At 71.1% G+C, this 16,017-nt stretch carries 12 protein-coding genes; 7 read left to right on the forward strand and 5 right to left on the reverse strand.

All coding sequences use genetic code 11. The features are described 5' to 3' along the window. Positions 1–342: 342 nt before the first annotated feature. Complete coding sequence (locus Q5425_RS18375; RefSeq protein WP_396135191.1) at positions 343–1,899, reverse strand: acetylxylan esterase; 1,557 nt, start codon at positions 1,897–1,899, stop codon at positions 343–345. A gap of 17 nt (positions 1,900–1,916) precedes the next feature. On the opposite strand from Q5425_RS18375, the gene Q5425_RS18380 reads away from it, so the two are divergent. Next, positions 1,917–3,083: an AAA family ATPase gene (locus Q5425_RS18380; RefSeq protein WP_308673475.1), complete on the forward strand. Its 1,167-nt coding sequence runs from the start codon at positions 1,917–1,919 to the stop codon at positions 3,081–3,083. A 67-nt stretch (positions 3,084–3,150) separates the two neighbouring features. Here the strand turns inward: Q5425_RS18380 and Q5425_RS18385 are convergent, their stop codons facing one another. Continuing rightward, positions 3,151–4,155, reverse strand: a complete 1,005-nt coding sequence (locus Q5425_RS18385; RefSeq protein WP_308673476.1) for a LacI family DNA-binding transcriptional regulator — start codon at positions 4,153–4,155, stop codon at positions 3,151–3,153. Positions 4,156–4,308: 153 nt separating this feature from the next. Between Q5425_RS18385 and Q5425_RS18390 the strand changes: the two genes are divergently transcribed. The 6 genes from Q5425_RS18390 to Q5425_RS18415 all read left to right on the forward strand — a co-directional run bounded on the left by Q5425_RS18390 (position 4,309) and on the right by Q5425_RS18415 (position 13,865). After that, entirely contained in the window at positions 4,309–5,388 is a 1,080-nt protein-coding gene (locus tag Q5425_RS18390) for an ABC transporter substrate-binding protein (protein WP_308673477.1), read from the forward strand. Continuing rightward, positions 5,385–6,953 carry a sugar ABC transporter ATP-binding protein gene (locus Q5425_RS18395; protein WP_308673478.1) on the forward strand — a complete coding sequence of 523 codons (1,569 nt, stop codon included), beginning with the start codon at positions 5,385–5,387 and terminating at the stop codon, positions 6,951–6,953. The genes Q5425_RS18390 and Q5425_RS18395 overlap by 4 nt, the downstream gene beginning before the upstream one ends. Further along, the gene (locus Q5425_RS18400; RefSeq protein ID WP_308673479.1) at positions 6,934–7,884 is read left to right on the forward strand and encodes an ABC transporter permease; all 951 of its coding nucleotides are present in this window, start codon (positions 6,934–6,936) and stop codon (positions 7,882–7,884) included. Before Q5425_RS18395 ends, Q5425_RS18400 begins: the two co-directional genes overlap by 20 nt. Continuing rightward, entirely contained in the window at positions 7,881–8,855 is a 975-nt protein-coding gene (locus Q5425_RS18405) for an ABC transporter permease (protein ID WP_308673480.1), read from the forward strand. Before Q5425_RS18400 ends, Q5425_RS18405 begins: the two co-directional genes overlap by 4 nt. A 45-nt stretch (positions 8,856–8,900) precedes the next feature. Beyond that, on the forward strand, positions 8,901–11,399 hold the full coding sequence (locus Q5425_RS18410) for a LamG-like jellyroll fold domain-containing protein (RefSeq protein ID WP_308673481.1): 2,499 nt from the start codon (positions 8,901–8,903) through the stop codon (positions 11,397–11,399). A 120-nt stretch (positions 11,400–11,519) separates the two neighbouring features. Beyond that, entirely contained in the window at positions 11,520–13,865 is a 2,346-nt protein-coding gene (locus tag Q5425_RS18415; RefSeq protein WP_308673482.1) for a hypothetical protein, read from the forward strand. Positions 13,866–13,883: 18 nt separating this feature from the next. Here Q5425_RS18415 and Q5425_RS18420 read toward each other — a convergent pair whose 3' ends face one another. From Q5425_RS18420 to Q5425_RS18430, 3 genes are read right to left on the reverse strand one after another with little or no spacing between them, the layout of a single operon-like run. Continuing rightward, entirely contained in the window at positions 13,884–14,102 is a 219-nt protein-coding gene (locus tag Q5425_RS18420) for a hypothetical protein (RefSeq protein ID WP_308673483.1), read from the reverse strand. Between the two features lie 41 nt (positions 14,103–14,143). After that, on the reverse strand, positions 14,144–14,572 hold the full coding sequence (locus Q5425_RS18425; RefSeq protein ID WP_308673484.1) for a PGPGW domain-containing protein: 429 nt from the start codon (positions 14,570–14,572) through the stop codon (positions 14,144–14,146). Further along, positions 14,551–15,996, reverse strand: a complete 1,446-nt coding sequence (locus Q5425_RS18430; protein ID WP_308673485.1) for a serine hydrolase domain-containing protein — start codon at positions 15,994–15,996, stop codon at positions 14,551–14,553. The genes Q5425_RS18425 and Q5425_RS18430 overlap by 22 nt, the downstream gene beginning before the upstream one ends. Between the last annotated feature and the right edge of the window lie 21 nt (positions 15,997–16,017).

Raw genomic sequence — 16,017 nt, forward strand, 5'->3', positions numbered from 1 at the left:
ATCAGCCCTGCAAAGAAGCTCACAATGTTACTGTCCTAAATAGAGCATGTTGCGACGACCGCATGAATCCGCCTGGCCTTCGGTGCGTTCAACGCACCGAAGGCCACATTGGGACGCTTGAGTTGAGCGAAGGCAGACGCGGGTGAGCAGGCGGTCGTGGGCCGTCAACGCCTTGTAGTCGCGGTAGGCGTCTTCCGCCGGCGCCGCCGGGCACGTCGCCGGCTCCGCCTCCAGCAGCGCCACGTTTTCGTCCGACATCGCGGCCGCCGCCAGCGCCGCGGACGGCGGCTCCAGCAGCAGCCGCAGCGCGTAAACGGTCCCCTCTCGGTTCGTGCCCCCAGGCTATTGCTCGAACAGCGCTCCGAAGGCGTCGAGCACCGCACGCAGGTCGTCGGCGCCCCCGGCTTCGTGGCCGCTGTAGTCCCAGACCGCGATCTCCTTCGGCCCGCGATAGGCGTGGTAGGCGCCAAAGACGGTCGACGGGGGCACGATGCCGTCCGTCAGCCCCACGGAGAACCAGGCCGGCGCCTCCGCGCGGCTCGCGAACCCGACACCGTCGAAATAGGACAGGACGGCGAAGACGCGCTCCGCCCGGGTCCGGTGTTCGGCCAGGTAACCGGTTAGTTCCGTGTACGGCCGCTCTCCCGCGACGAGGCTGGCGCGCCGGAAGTCGCAGAGGAACGGCGCTTGGGCGTGCAGGGCCGAGACGTCCGGGACCAGCGCCGCCGCGGCGAGCGCGATGCCGCCACCCTGGCTGTACCCCACGACGGCCACGCGGGCGGGGTCGACGGGCCCGATCGCCCGCGCCGCGTCGACCGCGCGGGCCGCGTCGGTGAAGATCCGCCGGTAGACGTAGGTCTCGCGGCTGTCGATCCCGCGCGTGAGGTGCCCGGGGTACGCCGGGCCGCTCCCGGCCGGGTCGGGCGTCACGCCGCCCTGGCCCCGCACGTCGACCTGCAGGTGCGCGTAGCCCGCGGCCGCCCAGTGCAGCTGCTCGAGCTCGCTGCCGCGGCTGCCGCCGTAGCCGTGGAACTGGACGATCGCCGGCAGCGGCCCCCCGGCGTGCCGGGGCAGCTTCAGCCAGGCGCGGATCGGGTGGCCGCCGAACCCGGCGAACGTGACGTCGAAGACGTCGATCGCCCGCAAGGGCGACTCGACCGGGGTGAGCCGCACGCCGATGTCGTGCGTCCGCGCTTCGGCCAGCGTCGAAGCCCAGAAGGCGTCGAAGTCGGCCGGAGCCGCGTAACCACTGCGGTACTCCCACAGCGCCTCGCGGTCGAGGTCGGTCAGCATCACAGTCCTTTCAGGACGGTCGAATCGCCCACCGCCGGTCCGCGTCAGCCGGACGACGTCCGGTTCGCCGTCGCGCCGGCCGAGGTCGACGGTAACGCCCCCGTGGCAGCGCAGGCCCCGGACCTCCCCGTCCGGCCAGGCCGCGGGCAGCGCCGGGAGCAGCACGATCGTGCCGGAATGACTCTGCACCAGCAATTCGGCGATCGCGGCCGGGAAACCGGTTGCCGTCGAGCTGGACCGGCGGGTGCGTGCTGAACAGGTTGGGCAGCAGCCCGCCCCACTCCGAGCCGTCGACCGGGGCGTCGCCCAGCCCCACGGGTCGGTGTTGTGGTGGGTGACCCACCCGCGGGCGCCGTACAGCTCGCGCGCCACATCGGCGCCGGTGACCGCGAGCTTGGCGAGCAGGTCGAACAGCGGAAGGTGGCACTCGCCGAGCCCGGTCGTCTCGGCGGCCCAGTAGTTCATCTGGGTGTTGATGTTGACCGTGTAGTTCGACGACCAGGCCGGGCGCAGGTCGTCGTTCCAGATGCCCTGCAGGTTCGCCGGCGGCGTGCCGGGCCGGGGACGCGCTCGCGAGGAGGTAGCGGCCGTACTGGAAGAGCACAGCGGCTAGGTTCGGGGGCATGCTCACCACGCTGGCCGTCGGGAACTACCGCTCGCTGCGCGACCTGGTCCTGCCGCTGTCCGGGCTGACCGTCGTCACCGGACCGAACGGAAGCGGCAAGTCGAGCCTGTACCGGGCGCTGCGGCTGCTGGCGGACGCGTCGCGCAACGGCGCCGTGGCGGCGCTGGCGCGGGAAGGCGGGCTGCCGTCGACGCTGTGGGCCGGGCCGGAAACGGTCGGGCGCGCGGTCCGCGAAGGACGTTCGCCGGTGCAGGGCACGGTCCGCACCAAGGCCGTCGGGCTGCGGCTCGGCTTCGCGGGCGACGAGTTCGGCTACGCGCTCGACCTGGGACTGCCGGTGCCGGGCCGGAAGACGATGTTCAACCTCGACCCGGAGTTCAAGCGGGAAGCGGTCTGGTCGGGACCGGTCCTGCGGCCGTCCGCGTTGCTCGCGGACCGGGCGGGGCCGTCGGTGCGCACGCGCGTTTCCTCGGGGGCCTGGGGTGAAGACCGGTTCAAGATCCGGCTGACCGACAGCATGCTGAGCGAGTTCGCGGACCCGCGGGCGTGCCCGGAACTGCTGGTGCTGCGGGAACGCATCCGGTCGTGGCGCTTTTACGACCACTTCCGCACGGACGCCGCGGCCCCGGCCCGCCAGTCCCGCATCGGCACGCGCACGCCGGTGTTGTCCCACGACGGCGCCGACCTGGCGGCGGCCCTGCAGACGATCATCGAGGTGGGCCACGCTTCGGAGCTCGCGGCCGTGGTCGACGCGGCGTTCCCGGGCTCGACGCTGGAGGTGGCCACCCAGGACAGCCTGCTGTCGGTCCGCTTCCACCAGCACGGTCTCCTGCGCCCGCTTTCGGCCGCCGAGCTGTCGGACGGAACGCTGCGGTTCCTGCTGTGGGTGGCGGCCCTGCTGACCCCGCGCCCGCCGGAGCTGCTGGTGCTGAACGAACCGGAGACGAGCCTCCACCCGGACCTCCTCCCGGCCCTGGCGGCCCTCATCGCGACGGCGGCGAAGGAGACCCAGCTGGTGGTGGTGTCCCACGCCCAGCCCCTGATCCGCGCACTCGCGGAGATCGCCGAGGTGGGCACTTTGGAACTGGAGAAGGAGTACGGCGAGACCAAACTGGCCGGCCAGGGCCGCCTGGACCGCCCCTCCTGGCACTGGCCCTCCCGCTGACCAGAGCGCCCCAATGTGGCGTTGGTTGCGTCCAACGCACCCAACGCCACATTGGGGCGCTTGGGCGTCAGCGGCTGCGGGTGCTTTCGCGGATCTCCAAGGCGAACGGGGTCTGGATGTCCTGCGGTGGTGACGTGTTGTCCCCCGTGATGCGCCGGTGCACGAGGTCCACCGCCGCCTCGGCGAGCGCCGTCTTGTCCGGGGCGATCGTCGTCAACGACGGCAGGGAGAATGCGCTCTCTTCGTTGTTGTCGAACCCCACGATGGCCACGTCCCCGGGCACCCGCAGCCCCAGCTCGGCCACCGCGCGCAACGCGCCGATGGCCAGCAGGTCGTTGAAGCAGAACACCGCGTCCGGCGGCGAAGGCAACGCCAGCAGCGACTTCATCGCCGCCGCCCCCACCGAGCGGTGCCACTTGTCCGCCGGTGCCACCAAAGCGTCCGAATAGGACAAGCCGGCGTCGGCCAGCGCCGAACGGTAGCCGGCCAGCCGCTGGGACGACGTCCCGCGGGCCGGGTTGCGCCCGATCGCCGCGATGCGCTTCCGGCCGAGCGACGCCAGGTGCGACACCGCCGTGCGCGCCGCCAGGACGTTGTCGATGGCCACGTGGTCGATCGGCACGTCCACCGCGTGCTCGCCCAGCATGACCAGCGGGATCCCGCCCGGATCGGCCGGGAAGTCCGCCGCCTCCATGGCTTCCGGGTGCACCAGGGCCCCGTCGACCAGGTGCGGCCCCAAGGACGACAGCGTCTCCCGCTCCCGCGACCGCGTCCCCTGCGTCTGTTCGATCAGGACGCTCCACCCGCGCTTCTGGGCCGCCGTGATGACCAGGCCGGCCAGCTCGCCGAAGTACGGGATCGACAGCTCCGGCACCATCAACGCCAGGAACCCGGTGCGGCCGCGACGGAGGTTGCGGGCCCCGACGTTCGGCCGGTAGCCGGTCACCGCCAGTGCTTCCTCGACGCGCCGCCGGTTCTCCGGCTTGACGAAGGCGTAGCCGTTCACGACGTTCGACACCGTCTTCACCGACACTCCGGCGAGCGTGGCGACGTCCTTGAGCGTCACGGTCACGGGCGGTCCCTTCAGTGAGTGAGCACGAAGTGTAGCGAGCCACTGCCGGTTTACAACGTTGTTCCAACGATGTAAAAAGTACCTCAAGCTCCCCGCGGTGACCCCGATCACCCCGGCGAGCGGGTCACCGACGATGCTGCCCGAGGAGTCACCGTGCTGTTGTCCTCCCGCCCCCGACTGGTCCTGGTGACCGCGGCCGCCGCCGCGCTCACCCTCACCTCCTGCACCAGCCGGGAGGAAACCCCCGCGGCCCCGTCGAGCGGCGGCGGACCGGCCGCGAGCGCCCAGTCCGCCGCACCGTCCGCCGACGGCTGCACCCTGCAGAAAACCGGTTACCCCAAGGTCGACCTCAAGACCGCGGTCGTCGGTTTCTCACAGTCCGAAAAGGAGGCCAACCCGTTCCGGATCGCCGAGACGCAGTCCATCCGGGACGAAGCCGCCAAGCTCGGCATCGCGAGTGACAAGCTGCTCGTCACCAACGCCCAGAGCGACCTGAACCGGCAGATCAGCGACATCAAGTCGATGCTCGACCGCGGCGCCCAGCTGCTGATCGTCGCGCCGCTGAACTCCGACGGCCTCCAGCCCGCCCTCGACGCGGCGAAGGCCAAGAAGGTCCCGGTCGTCACCGTCGACCGCAAGGTGACGTCCCAGCCGTGCACCGACTACCTGACCTTCATCGGCTCCGACTTCGTCGAGCAGGGCAAGCGCGCCGCCCAGGAGACCGCGCGGGTCACCGGCGGCACCGGCAAGGTCGCCATCCTGCTCGGCTCGTCCGGCAACAACGTCACGACCGACCGCACCAAGGGCTTCAAGGACGAGCTCGCGAAGACGCCCGGCCTGTCCGTGGTCGCCGAGCAGACCGGCGAGTTCGACCGGTCCAAGGGCCAGTCCGTGATGGAGCAGCTCATCCAGAGCCACCCCGACATCACCGCGGTCTACGCCGAGAACGACGAAATGGGCGTCGGCGCGGTCAACGCGCTCAAGACGGCGGGCAAGACGCCCGGCAAGGACGTCAAGATCATCTCCATCGACGGCACCCGCAACGCCGTGCAGCTCATCGTCGACGGCAGCTACAACGCCGTCATCGAATCCAACCCGCGCTTCGGCCCGCTGGCCTTCCAGACGCTGCAGAAGTTCGAGAACGGCGAGCCGATCCCGGCGAGCATCGTCATCACCGACGACCAGTACGACGAGACCAACGCGGCCCAGAAGGTCGGGAACTCCTACAAATGACGTCAGCCACCGAAGAGGACGTCGCCATGACGACCGCACCGGTGCTCGAGGTGACCGGGGTGACCAAGCGGTTCCCCGGCACCCTCGCGCTCGACGACGTCAGCTTCGCACTGGCGCCGGGTGAGGTGCACGCGCTGGTCGGCGAGAACGGCGCCGGCAAGTCCACCCTGATCAAGGTGCTCACCGGCGTCTACCAGCCCGACGAGGGCGAGGTGCGCCACCTCGGCGAGCCGGTGGTGTTCAAGCGGCCGATCGACGCGCAGCGCGCCGGGATCTCCACGATCTACCAGGAGGTCAACCTCGTCCCGCTGATGAGCATCGCCGGCAACGTCTTCCTCGGGCGCGAGCCGCGCACGAGGGCCGGTCTCGTCGACTGGGCCAAGATGCACGCCGACGCCCGCGAGCTGCTCAAGGGCTACGGCATCAACGACGACGTCAAGCGCCCGCTGCACACCCTCGGTGTCGGCGCGCAGCAGATGGTCGCCCTCGCCCGCGCGGTCTCGACCGACGCCAAGGTCGTCATCATGGACGAGCCGACGTCGTCGCTCGAGCCGCGCGAGGTCGAGACGCTCTTCGAAGTGTTGAACAGACTGCACGCCGAGGGCATCGCGATCGTCTACGTCAGCCACCGGATGGACGAGCTGTACCGGGTGTGTGACAGCGTCACCGTCCTGCGCGACGGCCGGGTCGTCCACAGCGGACCGTTGAAGGGCCTGCCACGCATCGAGCTCGTGTCGAAGATGCTCGGCCGGGAGATCAAGCAGATCCGCGAGGAAGGCGTCACGGCGTTCGGCGAGGAGCACGACGTCGAGCGCGAGCCGCTGCTCAAGGCCGAAAACCTGAGCGGGATGCGGAGGCTGCACGACGTCTCGGTGAGCATCCGGCCCGGCGAGGTCGTCGGGCTGGCCGGCCTGCTCGGCTCCGGCCGCAGCGAGACGGCGCGGGCCATCGTCGGCGCGTTCCCCCTCGACGGCGGGAGTGTGCTGCTCGCCGGGAAACCGCTGAAGAAGGGCAAGATCGCCCGGGCCATGCGCGCCGGGATCGCGCTGCTGGCCGAAGACCGCAAGACCGACGGCATCATCCCCAACCTGTCGGTGCGCGAGAACATCGTGCTCGCCGCGCTGCCGGGACTTTCGCCGTTCGGGCTGGTCAGCAAGGCCAAACAGGACAAGATCGTCAAGATCTTCATGGAGCGGCTGCGGATCAAGGCCGCCAGCCCCGAGCAGAAGGTGTCGGAGCTGTCCGGCGGCAACCAGCAAAAGGTGCTGCTCGCCCGCTGGCTGGCGACCGGCCCGAAGATCCTGCTGCTCGACGAACCCACCCGCGGCATCGACGTCGGCGCCAAGGCCGAGGTCCAGGCCCTGATCGACGAACTCGCGCAGGAGGGGCTCGGCGTGCTGCTCATCTCGTCCGAACTGGAAGAGCTGATCGACGGCTCCGACCGCGTGGTCGTGCTGCGCGACGGCTCGGTCGTCGGCGAGCTCACCGGCGAAGGCATCACCGAGGAGAACGTCCTGACGGCCATCGCAGCGGAGGGTGACAACGATGTCCACCGCCACCCTTGAGCGGGCGAAGGTCACCGCGTGGCTGCAGAACTACGGCGTCTACCTGGCCGTCGTGGTGCTGCTGCTGTTCAACATCGGGTTCACCGAGAACTTCCTGTCCGCGGCCAACTTCCGCACCCAGCTGGTGCAGGCGGCGCCGGTCTGCATCGTCGCGCTCGGCATGGCGCTGGTGATCGGCACCGAGGGCATCGACCTCTCCGTCGGCTCGGTGATGTCGATCGCCGCCGCGCTCATCCCGCTCTACCTCGGCGCAGGCCCGATGATGGCGATCATCGTCGCCGTCATCGCCGGGATCGTGTCCGGCCTGTTCAGCGGCTACCTGGTGGCCTACCTGGGCATCCAGCCCATCATCGCGACACTGGCGCTGCTCGTCGGCGGCCGCGGGCTCGCGCTGGTCATCGCGCACGGCCAGCTCGTCCAGCTGCACAACCAGGACTTCCTGGAGCTGGGCACCGGCGACTTCCTCGGCGTGCCGATCATGGTCGTCGTCGCGGGTGTGCTCGCGGTGCTGGCCGGCTTGGTCGTGCAGCGCACGACGTTCGGGCGCCACCTGGTCGCGGTCGGCGGCAACCGGGCCGCGAGCACCCTGGCCGGGCTGCCGGTGAAGCGCGTGCTCGTCAGCGTTTACGTGATCTCCGGGGCACTGGCCGCGATCGCCGGTGTGCTGGCGACCTCGCGGCTGGCGGCCAGCGACCCGAGCGACGTCGGCCTGCTCATGGAGCTGTCCGCGATCACCGCGGTCGTCGTCGGCGGCACGCCGCTGACCGGCGGCCGGGTCCGGGTGCTCGGCACCGTGTTCGGCGCGCTGCTCATGCAGCTCGTCCAAGCCACCTTGATCAAGCACAACCTGCCGGACTCCACCGCCCAGATGGTCCAGGCGGCGATCATCGTCGTCGCCGTCTACGTCGCCCGTGAGCGGAGCAGCAAATGACCGCGACCCAGACCCAGGTCCGCAACGCGGCCTTCGCCGGGGTTCTGCAACGCCAGGGCGCGGCCGTCGTGCTCGTGCTCGGCATCGCCGCCGCGTGGTTCGCGTTCCCGCACTTCGGCACCGCGGACAACCTGCGCAGCCTCGTGCTGCAGGGCTCCTTCCTGGCGGTGATCGCGCTCGGCATGACGTTCGTGATCATCTCCGGCGGCATCGACCTCTCGGTCGGCTCGAACTACGCGCTCGGCGGCGTCCTCGCCGCCTACGGCGCGCAGTACGGCCTGGTCGTCGCGATCCTGTTGCCGCTGGCCGTGTGTTCGCTGATCGGGTTCGTCAACGGCCTGCTCATCGCCCGCACCGGGATGGCGCCGTTCATCGTCACGCTGGCGTCGCTGCTCTTCGCCAGGGGACTCCTGCTGGCCCTGACGTCCGAAGGCGCGACAACGTACAAAGTGGACCCGGGCTCGGCGTTCCTTTGGCTCGGGCAGGGCACGATCTTCGGCATCGGCGTCCCGGTCTACTTGACGCTGATCCTGTTCGCCCTCGGCGGGCTCCTCCTGCGCCGCACGCGGTTCGGCCAGTCGGTGTTCGCCATCGGCGGCGCCGAGCAGTCCGCGCTGCTGATGGGCCTGCCGGTGGCCCGCACGAAGATCAGCCTCTACACGCTGAGCGGCGCACTGGCCGGGTTCGCCGGCGTCCTCACCGCCGCGTACCTGCAGTCCGGCGTCACGGTGATCGGCGTCGGCACCGAACTCGACGCGATCTCCGTGGTCGTCATCGGCGGCACCCTGCTCACCGGCGGCGCCGGGACGATCATCGGCACGCTAGTCGGCGTGCTGCTGCGCACGCTGATCCAGAACGTCATCAACCAGATCGGCACCCTCGACTCCAACTACCAGACGGTGGTGAGCGGGGCTTTCCTGCTCGTCGTCGTGGTGATCCAGCGCCTGCTGGCGCGTTCCCGAACCCGGTGAAAGTTCCACGCTGAGTCCCCGTCCCCCCACCAGGAGGTCTCAACGATGTTCCGCCCGGCCCGAAAAACCCGGAGATGGCTGACCGCCGCCGCGGCGTTCGCCGTCGCGATCGCCGGCCTCGGCACCGCGCCGGCGGCGAGCGCCGCCGACGCGCCCCAGTGGCAGCGGCTCACCCCGCCGCTGTCCACGCCGTGGACGAAGGACGTCTCCCCCGCCAACGCCCTCCCCGACTACCCCCGGCCCCAGCTGACGCGCGACAAGTGGCAGAACCTCAACGGCGTCTGGGAATTCGCCAAGGCGACCCCGGGTGAGGCCGCGCCGGTCGGCAAGACGCTCGGCGAGCGCATCCTCGTGCCGTACCCGGTCGAGTCCGCGCTGTCCGGGATCATGCGCCACGAGACGAACATGTGGTACCGCCGCACGTTCGAGGTCCCGAAGAATTGGCAGGTCGGCAAGGGCCAGCGGCTGCTGCTGCACTTCCAGGCCGTCGACTACGACGCCACGGTCATCGTCAACGGCAAGACCGCCGGCCGCCACACCGGCGGCTACGACGCCTGGTCCGTGGACGTCACCGACGCGCTGACCACGAAGAAGACCCAGGAGATCGTCGTCGGCGTCGCCGACCCGAACGACCAGGGCGGGCAGCCGATCGGCAAGCAGCGCCAGCCCGGTGACGGCATCTTCTACACGCCGTCGTCCGGCATCTGGCAGACCGTCTGGATGGAGCCGGTGGCGTCCGCGCGCATCGACCGCCTGGACGTGACGCCGGACGTCGCTTCGGGTTCGGTCACGGTCAACGCCGTGGTCGGCGGACCCGTGAAGCAGCGCGTGGAAGCGGTCGCCTACGACCACGGCCGCCCGGTCGGGCGCGTGAGCGGTGACGCGAACAAGCCGTTGAAGCTCAAGGTGGACCGGCCGCACCTGTGGTCGCCGGACGACCCGTTCCTCTACGACCTGCGCGTGCGGCTCGTCCCCTCCGGCGACGAGGTCGGCTCGTACTTCGGCATCCGGTCGATCGGCCTCGGCAAGACCGCCGACGGCAAGCAGCGGATGCTGCTCAACGGCAAGTTCGTGATGCAGGTCGGCCCGCTCGACCAGGGCTTCTGGCCGGACGGCATCTACACCGCCCCGACCGACGCGGCCCTGAAGTTCGACCTGGAGCAGGAGAAGGCGCTCGGCTTCAACATGGTGCGCAAGCACATCAAGGTGGAGCCGGACCGCTGGTACTACTACGCCGACAAGCTCGGGCTCCTGGTGTGGCAGGACATGCCGGCGATGAAGGACGACGTCGAGCCGTCGGCCGCGGCGCGCGTCAACTACGAGTCCGAGCTGAAGCGGATGATCGACCAGCACCGCAGCTTCCCGTCGATCGTCAGCTGGGTGCCGTTCAACGAGGGCTGGGGCGACTACGAGGTCGGCCGCATCGCCGACGAGGTCAAGGCCTGGGACCCGACGCGGCTGGTGAACGCCGAATCCGGCGTCAACTGCTGCCGGTCCGAACCGGACAGCGGCAAGGGCGACATCTACGACGACCACACCTACACCGGGCCGGGCACGCCGGTGCAGACCGGCACGCGCGCGGCCGTCGACGGCGAGTACGGCGGCCTCGGCCTCAAGGTCGCCGGGCACGAGTTCGACCCGGCGGGCAGCTTCGCCTACGAAATGGAGCCCGACAGCGCAACGCTGACCCGGCGCTACGGCGAGCTCCAGCAGCGCCTGCTGCTGGTCGCCCAGCGGTGCGGGGTGTCCGCGGGGGTCTACACGCAGACCACCGACGTCGAAAAGGAGGTCAACGGCTTCTTCACCTACGACCGGCAGGTGAAGAAGATGGACTTCGCGGCGGTCCGCGCGGCGAACCTCGCGGTGATCAAGGGCGCCACGGGTGCTCCGGTCTCCGGTCCTTCGGTGCCCGCGGGCACGCCGGGCATCGACGGCATCGCGGCCTACCCGTTCGACGAGAACGCGGGCACGGTGGCGGCGGACGTCGTCGGTGACCACGACGCGACGCTCGCCGGCGGCGCGTCCTGGACGGCCGGGAAGAGCGGATCGGCGTTGGCCACAAACGGTTCCGGCCAGTACGCCGACACCGGCGCCGCCCTGGTGAACACCGAAGGCAGCTACAGCGCGGCCGCGTGGGTGAAGTTCAACGCGGTGGGTGACGGCTTCCAGACCGTGGTGAGCCAGGACGGCGACAGCAACAGCGCGTTCTTCCTGCAGTACTCGGGCGCGGACCACCGGCTGGCGATGAGCTTCGTGGGCACGCGGGCCTTGGCGCCCACCGCGCCGGAGGCCAACCGCTGGTACCACGTCGTCGGCGTGCGGGACGCGGCGTCGGGCACGCTGAAGCTCTACGTGGACGGCCGGCTGGCCGCGACGAAGAGCGTGTGCCTCGGCGAAGCGTCGACGGGCCACACGGTGATCGGCCGCGGCAAGTACGGCGGCGGCCCGGTCGACTACCTCAACGGGGCCGTCGACCAGGTCCACGTTTACGACCGGGCGCTGTCCGACGCGGACGTGAGTGCGTTGTACAGCAGCGGTAAATAGCCGTTTGTCCGGAATGGCCGCATCGGGGTTCCCGGTGCGGCCATTCCGCTTTCCGGCGGGTAACGATCCCGAAAGGACCTTCGATACGGGACTGAACCGACACTTCACGGGGGAGGCCCGATGGGCTCGAAGGTCAGGGCGGCCGGGGTTTTCGCCGTCTCCACACTGTTGACCGCGGTGGTCGCCGCGGCACCCGCGGCCGCTTCGACGATCACCGAGGTCGCGGCCGGCTCGTGGGCGTACATCGACTCCGCGGCGCCGGGCACGAGCTTCACGAACCCGGCGGGCGACGTCCCGGTGGGCGCGCACACCTACGCCAACGGCGTCGACCACGTCTCGAAGGCGTACCTCACGTTCGACATCTCGGCGCTGCGCGGCCACCGGCTGGAGCGGGCCGGCGTGGCCGTCGACGAAACCGCCGTCGCCGACTGCACCGCGACCAGGGCCACCGAGCTGTGGCTGACCGACCCGGCGAAGAAGCCGACGTGGCACAGCCAGCCCGCCGAACTGGTCAAGGCCGGCGGTCCCATCCTCGACACGTCCTGCCCGGCCCGCGGGGTGTTCTGGAACGCCACCACGGCGCTGCAGAACGCGCTCGACGCCGGCCGCAAGACGGTGACCTTCGCCCTGCGGCTGCCGGCCGACCGGCAGGACGACCCGAAGGCCGGGCGCTCCTACAACCCGCACGCGACGCTCAGCATCGGCTACAACCGCGCGCCGCTGAAGCCGGCGCAGCTCACGGTGAACACGCACCCGTGCGCGGCGAAGCCCGTCGTCGTCGGCAACGGCTCGACCACCCTCGGCGCCGCGCTCACCGATCCGGACGGCGACTTCGGCCAGGCCGAGTGGGCGCTGTGGCCGGTCGACCACCCCGAGCAGCGGATCACGCTGCAGAACTCCTTCTACGGCGACGGCGTCTCGATGAACGTCCAGGGCCGGCTCGCCGACGCGACGACGTACGCGTGGCAGGTGCGCGGGTCCGACCGCACCGACACCGGGCCGTGGAGCGCGGTCTGCAAGCTGACCACCGACTTCGCGGGGCCGGACAAGCCGCCGGTGGTCACCTCGCCGGACTACTCCGACGTCGGCCTCGGCACCGGCGGCACCGGTGTTCCCGGTTCGTTCACGTTCACGGCCAACGGTGTCCCGGACGTCGTCGGCTACTACTACGGCCTCTTCGACACCCCCGGCTCCTACGTCCCGGCCACGCGCAAGGGCGGCCCGGCGACGGTCACCATCGTGCCGAAGCAGGGTGGCCCGCAGTACCTGTCGGTGTGGAGCGTCGACCCGGCCGGCACCCGATCCGACCGCACGGACTACCGGTTCTGGGTCGCCGACAACGGCCCGTCGATGACCTGCGCCGACCACGCCTACCTGGGTGAGACCCAGCAGTGCACCTTCGCCCCGCACGGCACCGACGGCGCGAGCGAGTACGTCTACACCATCGACGGCGGTCCGGAGACCACCGTCCCCGCGGGAGCGGACGGCACCGCCACGATCGACGTCACGCCCACCGATGCCACGCAGGCCTACTACCTGCTCGTCCGGGCGCGGATGGCCAACGGCAACCTGTCGGGCTCCGGCGGAGGGCAGCTCCCGGTCGACCGCGGCCTGCCCGTGGTCGACGTGCCCACGGACACCATGGTCGGCAAGCCGGTGGTCTTCACCCTGCACGCCACGCTGCCCGGTTCGGTGTCCTTCACCTACGACTGGGACTACGGCGAGCCGGTGACCGTCCCGGCCGGACCGGACGGCACGGCGCAGATCACGATCGTGCCCGACTCGGCGTACGGCCACTACCTGCACGTCAGCAGCACGACCGGTGCCGGGATCGGTTCGGGGACCCAGGAGGTCGACGTCCAGATCGGCTCGAACGAACCGACGGTGACGAGCGCGGAGTACCCGGCCGGGCGCCAGGGTGCCTACGTCACGACGCCGGGCACGTTCGCGTTCGCCCCGGCGCTGCCCGGCGTGGTGAGCTACTCGTACCGGTACCTCGGCGGCGCGCCGGTCACGGTGGCGGCGGGCCCGGACGGCACGGCGAGCACCGTCCTGACACCGCTCACGGCGAACACGCAGTACCTGGAGGTCCGCAGCACGTTCGCCGACGGCACGGTGTCCGAGGCGGCGTACTACTCGTTCTTCCCGCGCTCGGCCGCCCCGCCGCTCACGTGCGACGCGGCCGCGGGCCTGCACCCGGACCAGGTCGTCCACTGCACGCTGGCGCCGGTGCAGCCGGGCCTCGCGGCCTACGGCTACCGCATCGGCAACGGCACGGAGGTGCCGGTGCCCGCAGCGGCCGACGGCACCGGCGCGTTCGAGTTCACCGTGCCCGCGGGAGACGGCCGGTACTACCTTTCGCTGACCGCTTGGAGCGTCAACGCGGCCGGGCTGCGCACGGACACCTCGTACACCGGCTACGTGGTGGACGCGACCTCGGCAGCACAGGTCACCAAGGCGGTCTGACCCGCCTCGCCGGCCGCCTCACGTCGTGGGGCGGCCGGCGAGCCGCTGCCGTGCGACGAGGCCGGCCAGCAGGTTCGTCAGCCCTTCGGCCGGCACGAACACCGGCCGATCCGCCGGCTCCGCGGCCGCCGCTGGCTCGGCGGCCGCCGCCGGCTCGGCCGCGGGCCACGATCCCGACACCAGGACCACCCCTCCGCGGGCGAAGTGCCGCGCCCCTTCGGGCGGCAGCTCCGGCACCCGGACCCGGACCAGCTCGCCGAGTCGTTCGAGGCTACCGGTCAGTCGCGGGCCGAAGCCTTCGTTCCGGTTTCCCGGCGCGACTTGACCCGGCGGTAGCTCCAGCCGAGCAACGCGAACAGGATCACCGACGACAGGATCAGGCTCGACCCGGTGCTCCAGCCGCTGAACGGCAGCGATTTCACCGTGCCCCAGACGATGCCCGCCGCCAGCAGCGCCAGCCCGGCCAGCACCGAGCCGGCGATCCGCAGCGGCGACGACACGCTGTCCTCGGCCGCCTTCATCGCCCGGTCGCGGACCGGGTCGACGTACCGCTCCAGCGCCGGGAACTCCGAGGCCAGCAGCAGCAGCCCCGCGAGCACCAGCAACAGCCCCGGGCCGGGCAGGACGAGCAGCAGCACCCCGACGATCAGGAGGATCGCGCCCGCCACCACCTTCGAGACCCGCTTCATCCGCTTTCCGAGCCCCACGCGACCACTCCCGTCGTTTCGACCGATTCTTCCCGGCGCGGCCGCTGTCTGCCACTCACCAGAGCCCGTACCCGCGCAACGACCACCACTAACGCGCAGAGCGCGGCGGATCCGAGCCAGCCGACGAGACCGGGCCAGACGTACAGGATCTGCCCGAACGTGCCCTGCCGCCCGGCGAACACGACGCTCATCAGGTCCGGCAGCAGCAGGAGGGCCAGGCCGGGCACCGGGTACGGCAGCAACCGCAGCCCCGCCCGCCACGGGCTCGTCCGGCGCGCGGCCCACCGTCGCGCGTGGACGACGCCGAGCGCCGCGAGCAGCACCGAAAGCAGGATCAGCGCGGCGAGCACCCGGTCCGCGACCACCCCGGCTGGCAGCGCGAGCTCCGGCGAGCCGCCCTGGACCAGGGTGGCCAGGCCCTGCGCCAGCGTCTCCGCGTCGTTGTCGATGGCCATTCCGGTGGTGGCGAGCACGGCGATGCCGTAGCCGTCCGGGAGCAGGATCTGCGCGGCGGTGTGGCTGAACCACTCGCCGGTGTGGGCCAGCTGTCCCGGGCGGTAGGCGGCCCAGCCCAGCGCGTACTGGCGGCCGGGCGCGGGGGTGTGCGCGAGCGCCACCGAGGACGGCGACAGGACGCCCCCGCCGTCACGCTGCGCGACCAGCCACCGCGCGAGGTCCTCCGCGGTGCTCTGCACGCCGTGGCTGCCGCCGGTGAACCACCGCGGTTCGGCCACCGGGACCTCGAACCCGAACGCCCGGACGTACCCCGGCGAGAGGTCCGCGGGCGGCTCGTCCACGGTCGTGCTGGCCGTCATCCCGAGCGGCCGGAACAGCCGCGTCCGCAGGTAGCCGTCGAACGGCTGCCCGGCCACGACCTCGACGATCCGGGCGGCGACCTCGTAGTTCGGGTTGTGGTAGTGGTACCGGGCGCCCGGCTCGCCGGCGAGTTCCGCGTCCTTCAGCCGGGTGACGGCCTCGGCGAGGGTGTGCGGTTGCGGCAGCTTCAGGTCGGGGAACGCCGAATCGGCCATCCCGGACGTCTGGTCCAGCAGCATCCGGACGGTGATCCGGGCGCCCCGGGGGTCGGCGAGCCGGAAGCCCGGCAGGTAGCGCGTGACGGGCTCGTCGAGCCCCACCCGGCCCGCTTCGGCCAGTTGCAGCACGGCGAACGCCGTCATGGACTTGCTCAGCGACGCGATCGGCAGCCGGCTCGACGCCGTCAGGGGGGTTCCCGCCGCGTCGTGGCCGTAGCCGGCTACGCGGACGATGTTGTTGTCGTGGGTGACGGCGACGGCCGCGCCGGGCAGGCCGGTGTGGTCGAGGTAGGCGCGGACGTAACTGTCGATGTCCGGCGGCGGCGCGGCGGCTGCCGGGGGTGCGGTGGTGAGCAGGAGGGCCGCCAGCACGAGGAAAACCCTGGTCATGGGCAGGAAGATAGGCAGCGA

Source organism: Amycolatopsis sp. A133 (assembly GCF_031082405.1).
Taxonomy (GTDB): Bacteria; Actinomycetota; Actinomycetes; order Mycobacteriales; family Pseudonocardiaceae; genus Amycolatopsis.

Excerpts from the sequence above, each read along its gene's own strand:
- Q5425_RS18415 (WP_308673482.1), top strand. The coding sequence starts at position 11,520 with ATGGGCTCGAAGGTCAGGGCGGCCGGGGTTTTCGCCGTCTCCACACTG.
- Q5425_RS18380 (WP_308673475.1), top strand. The coding sequence starts at position 1,917 with ATGCTCACCACGCTGGCCGTCGGGAACTACCGCTCGCTGCGCGACCTG.
- Q5425_RS18405 (WP_308673480.1), top strand. The coding sequence starts at position 7,881 with ATGACCGCGACCCAGACCCAGGTCCGCAACGCGGCCTTCGCCGGGGTT.
- Q5425_RS18395 (WP_308673478.1), top strand. The coding sequence starts at position 5,385 with ATGACGTCAGCCACCGAAGAGGACGTCGCCATGACGACCGCACCGGTG.
- Q5425_RS18400 (WP_308673479.1), top strand. The coding sequence starts at position 6,934 with ATGTCCACCGCCACCCTTGAGCGGGCGAAGGTCACCGCGTGGCTGCAG.
- Q5425_RS18430 (WP_308673485.1), bottom strand. The coding sequence starts at position 15,996 with ATGACCAGGGTTTTCCTCGTGCTGGCGGCCCTCCTGCTCACCACCGCA.
- Q5425_RS18410 (WP_308673481.1), top strand. The coding sequence starts at position 8,901 with ATGTTCCGCCCGGCCCGAAAAACCCGGAGATGGCTGACCGCCGCCGCG.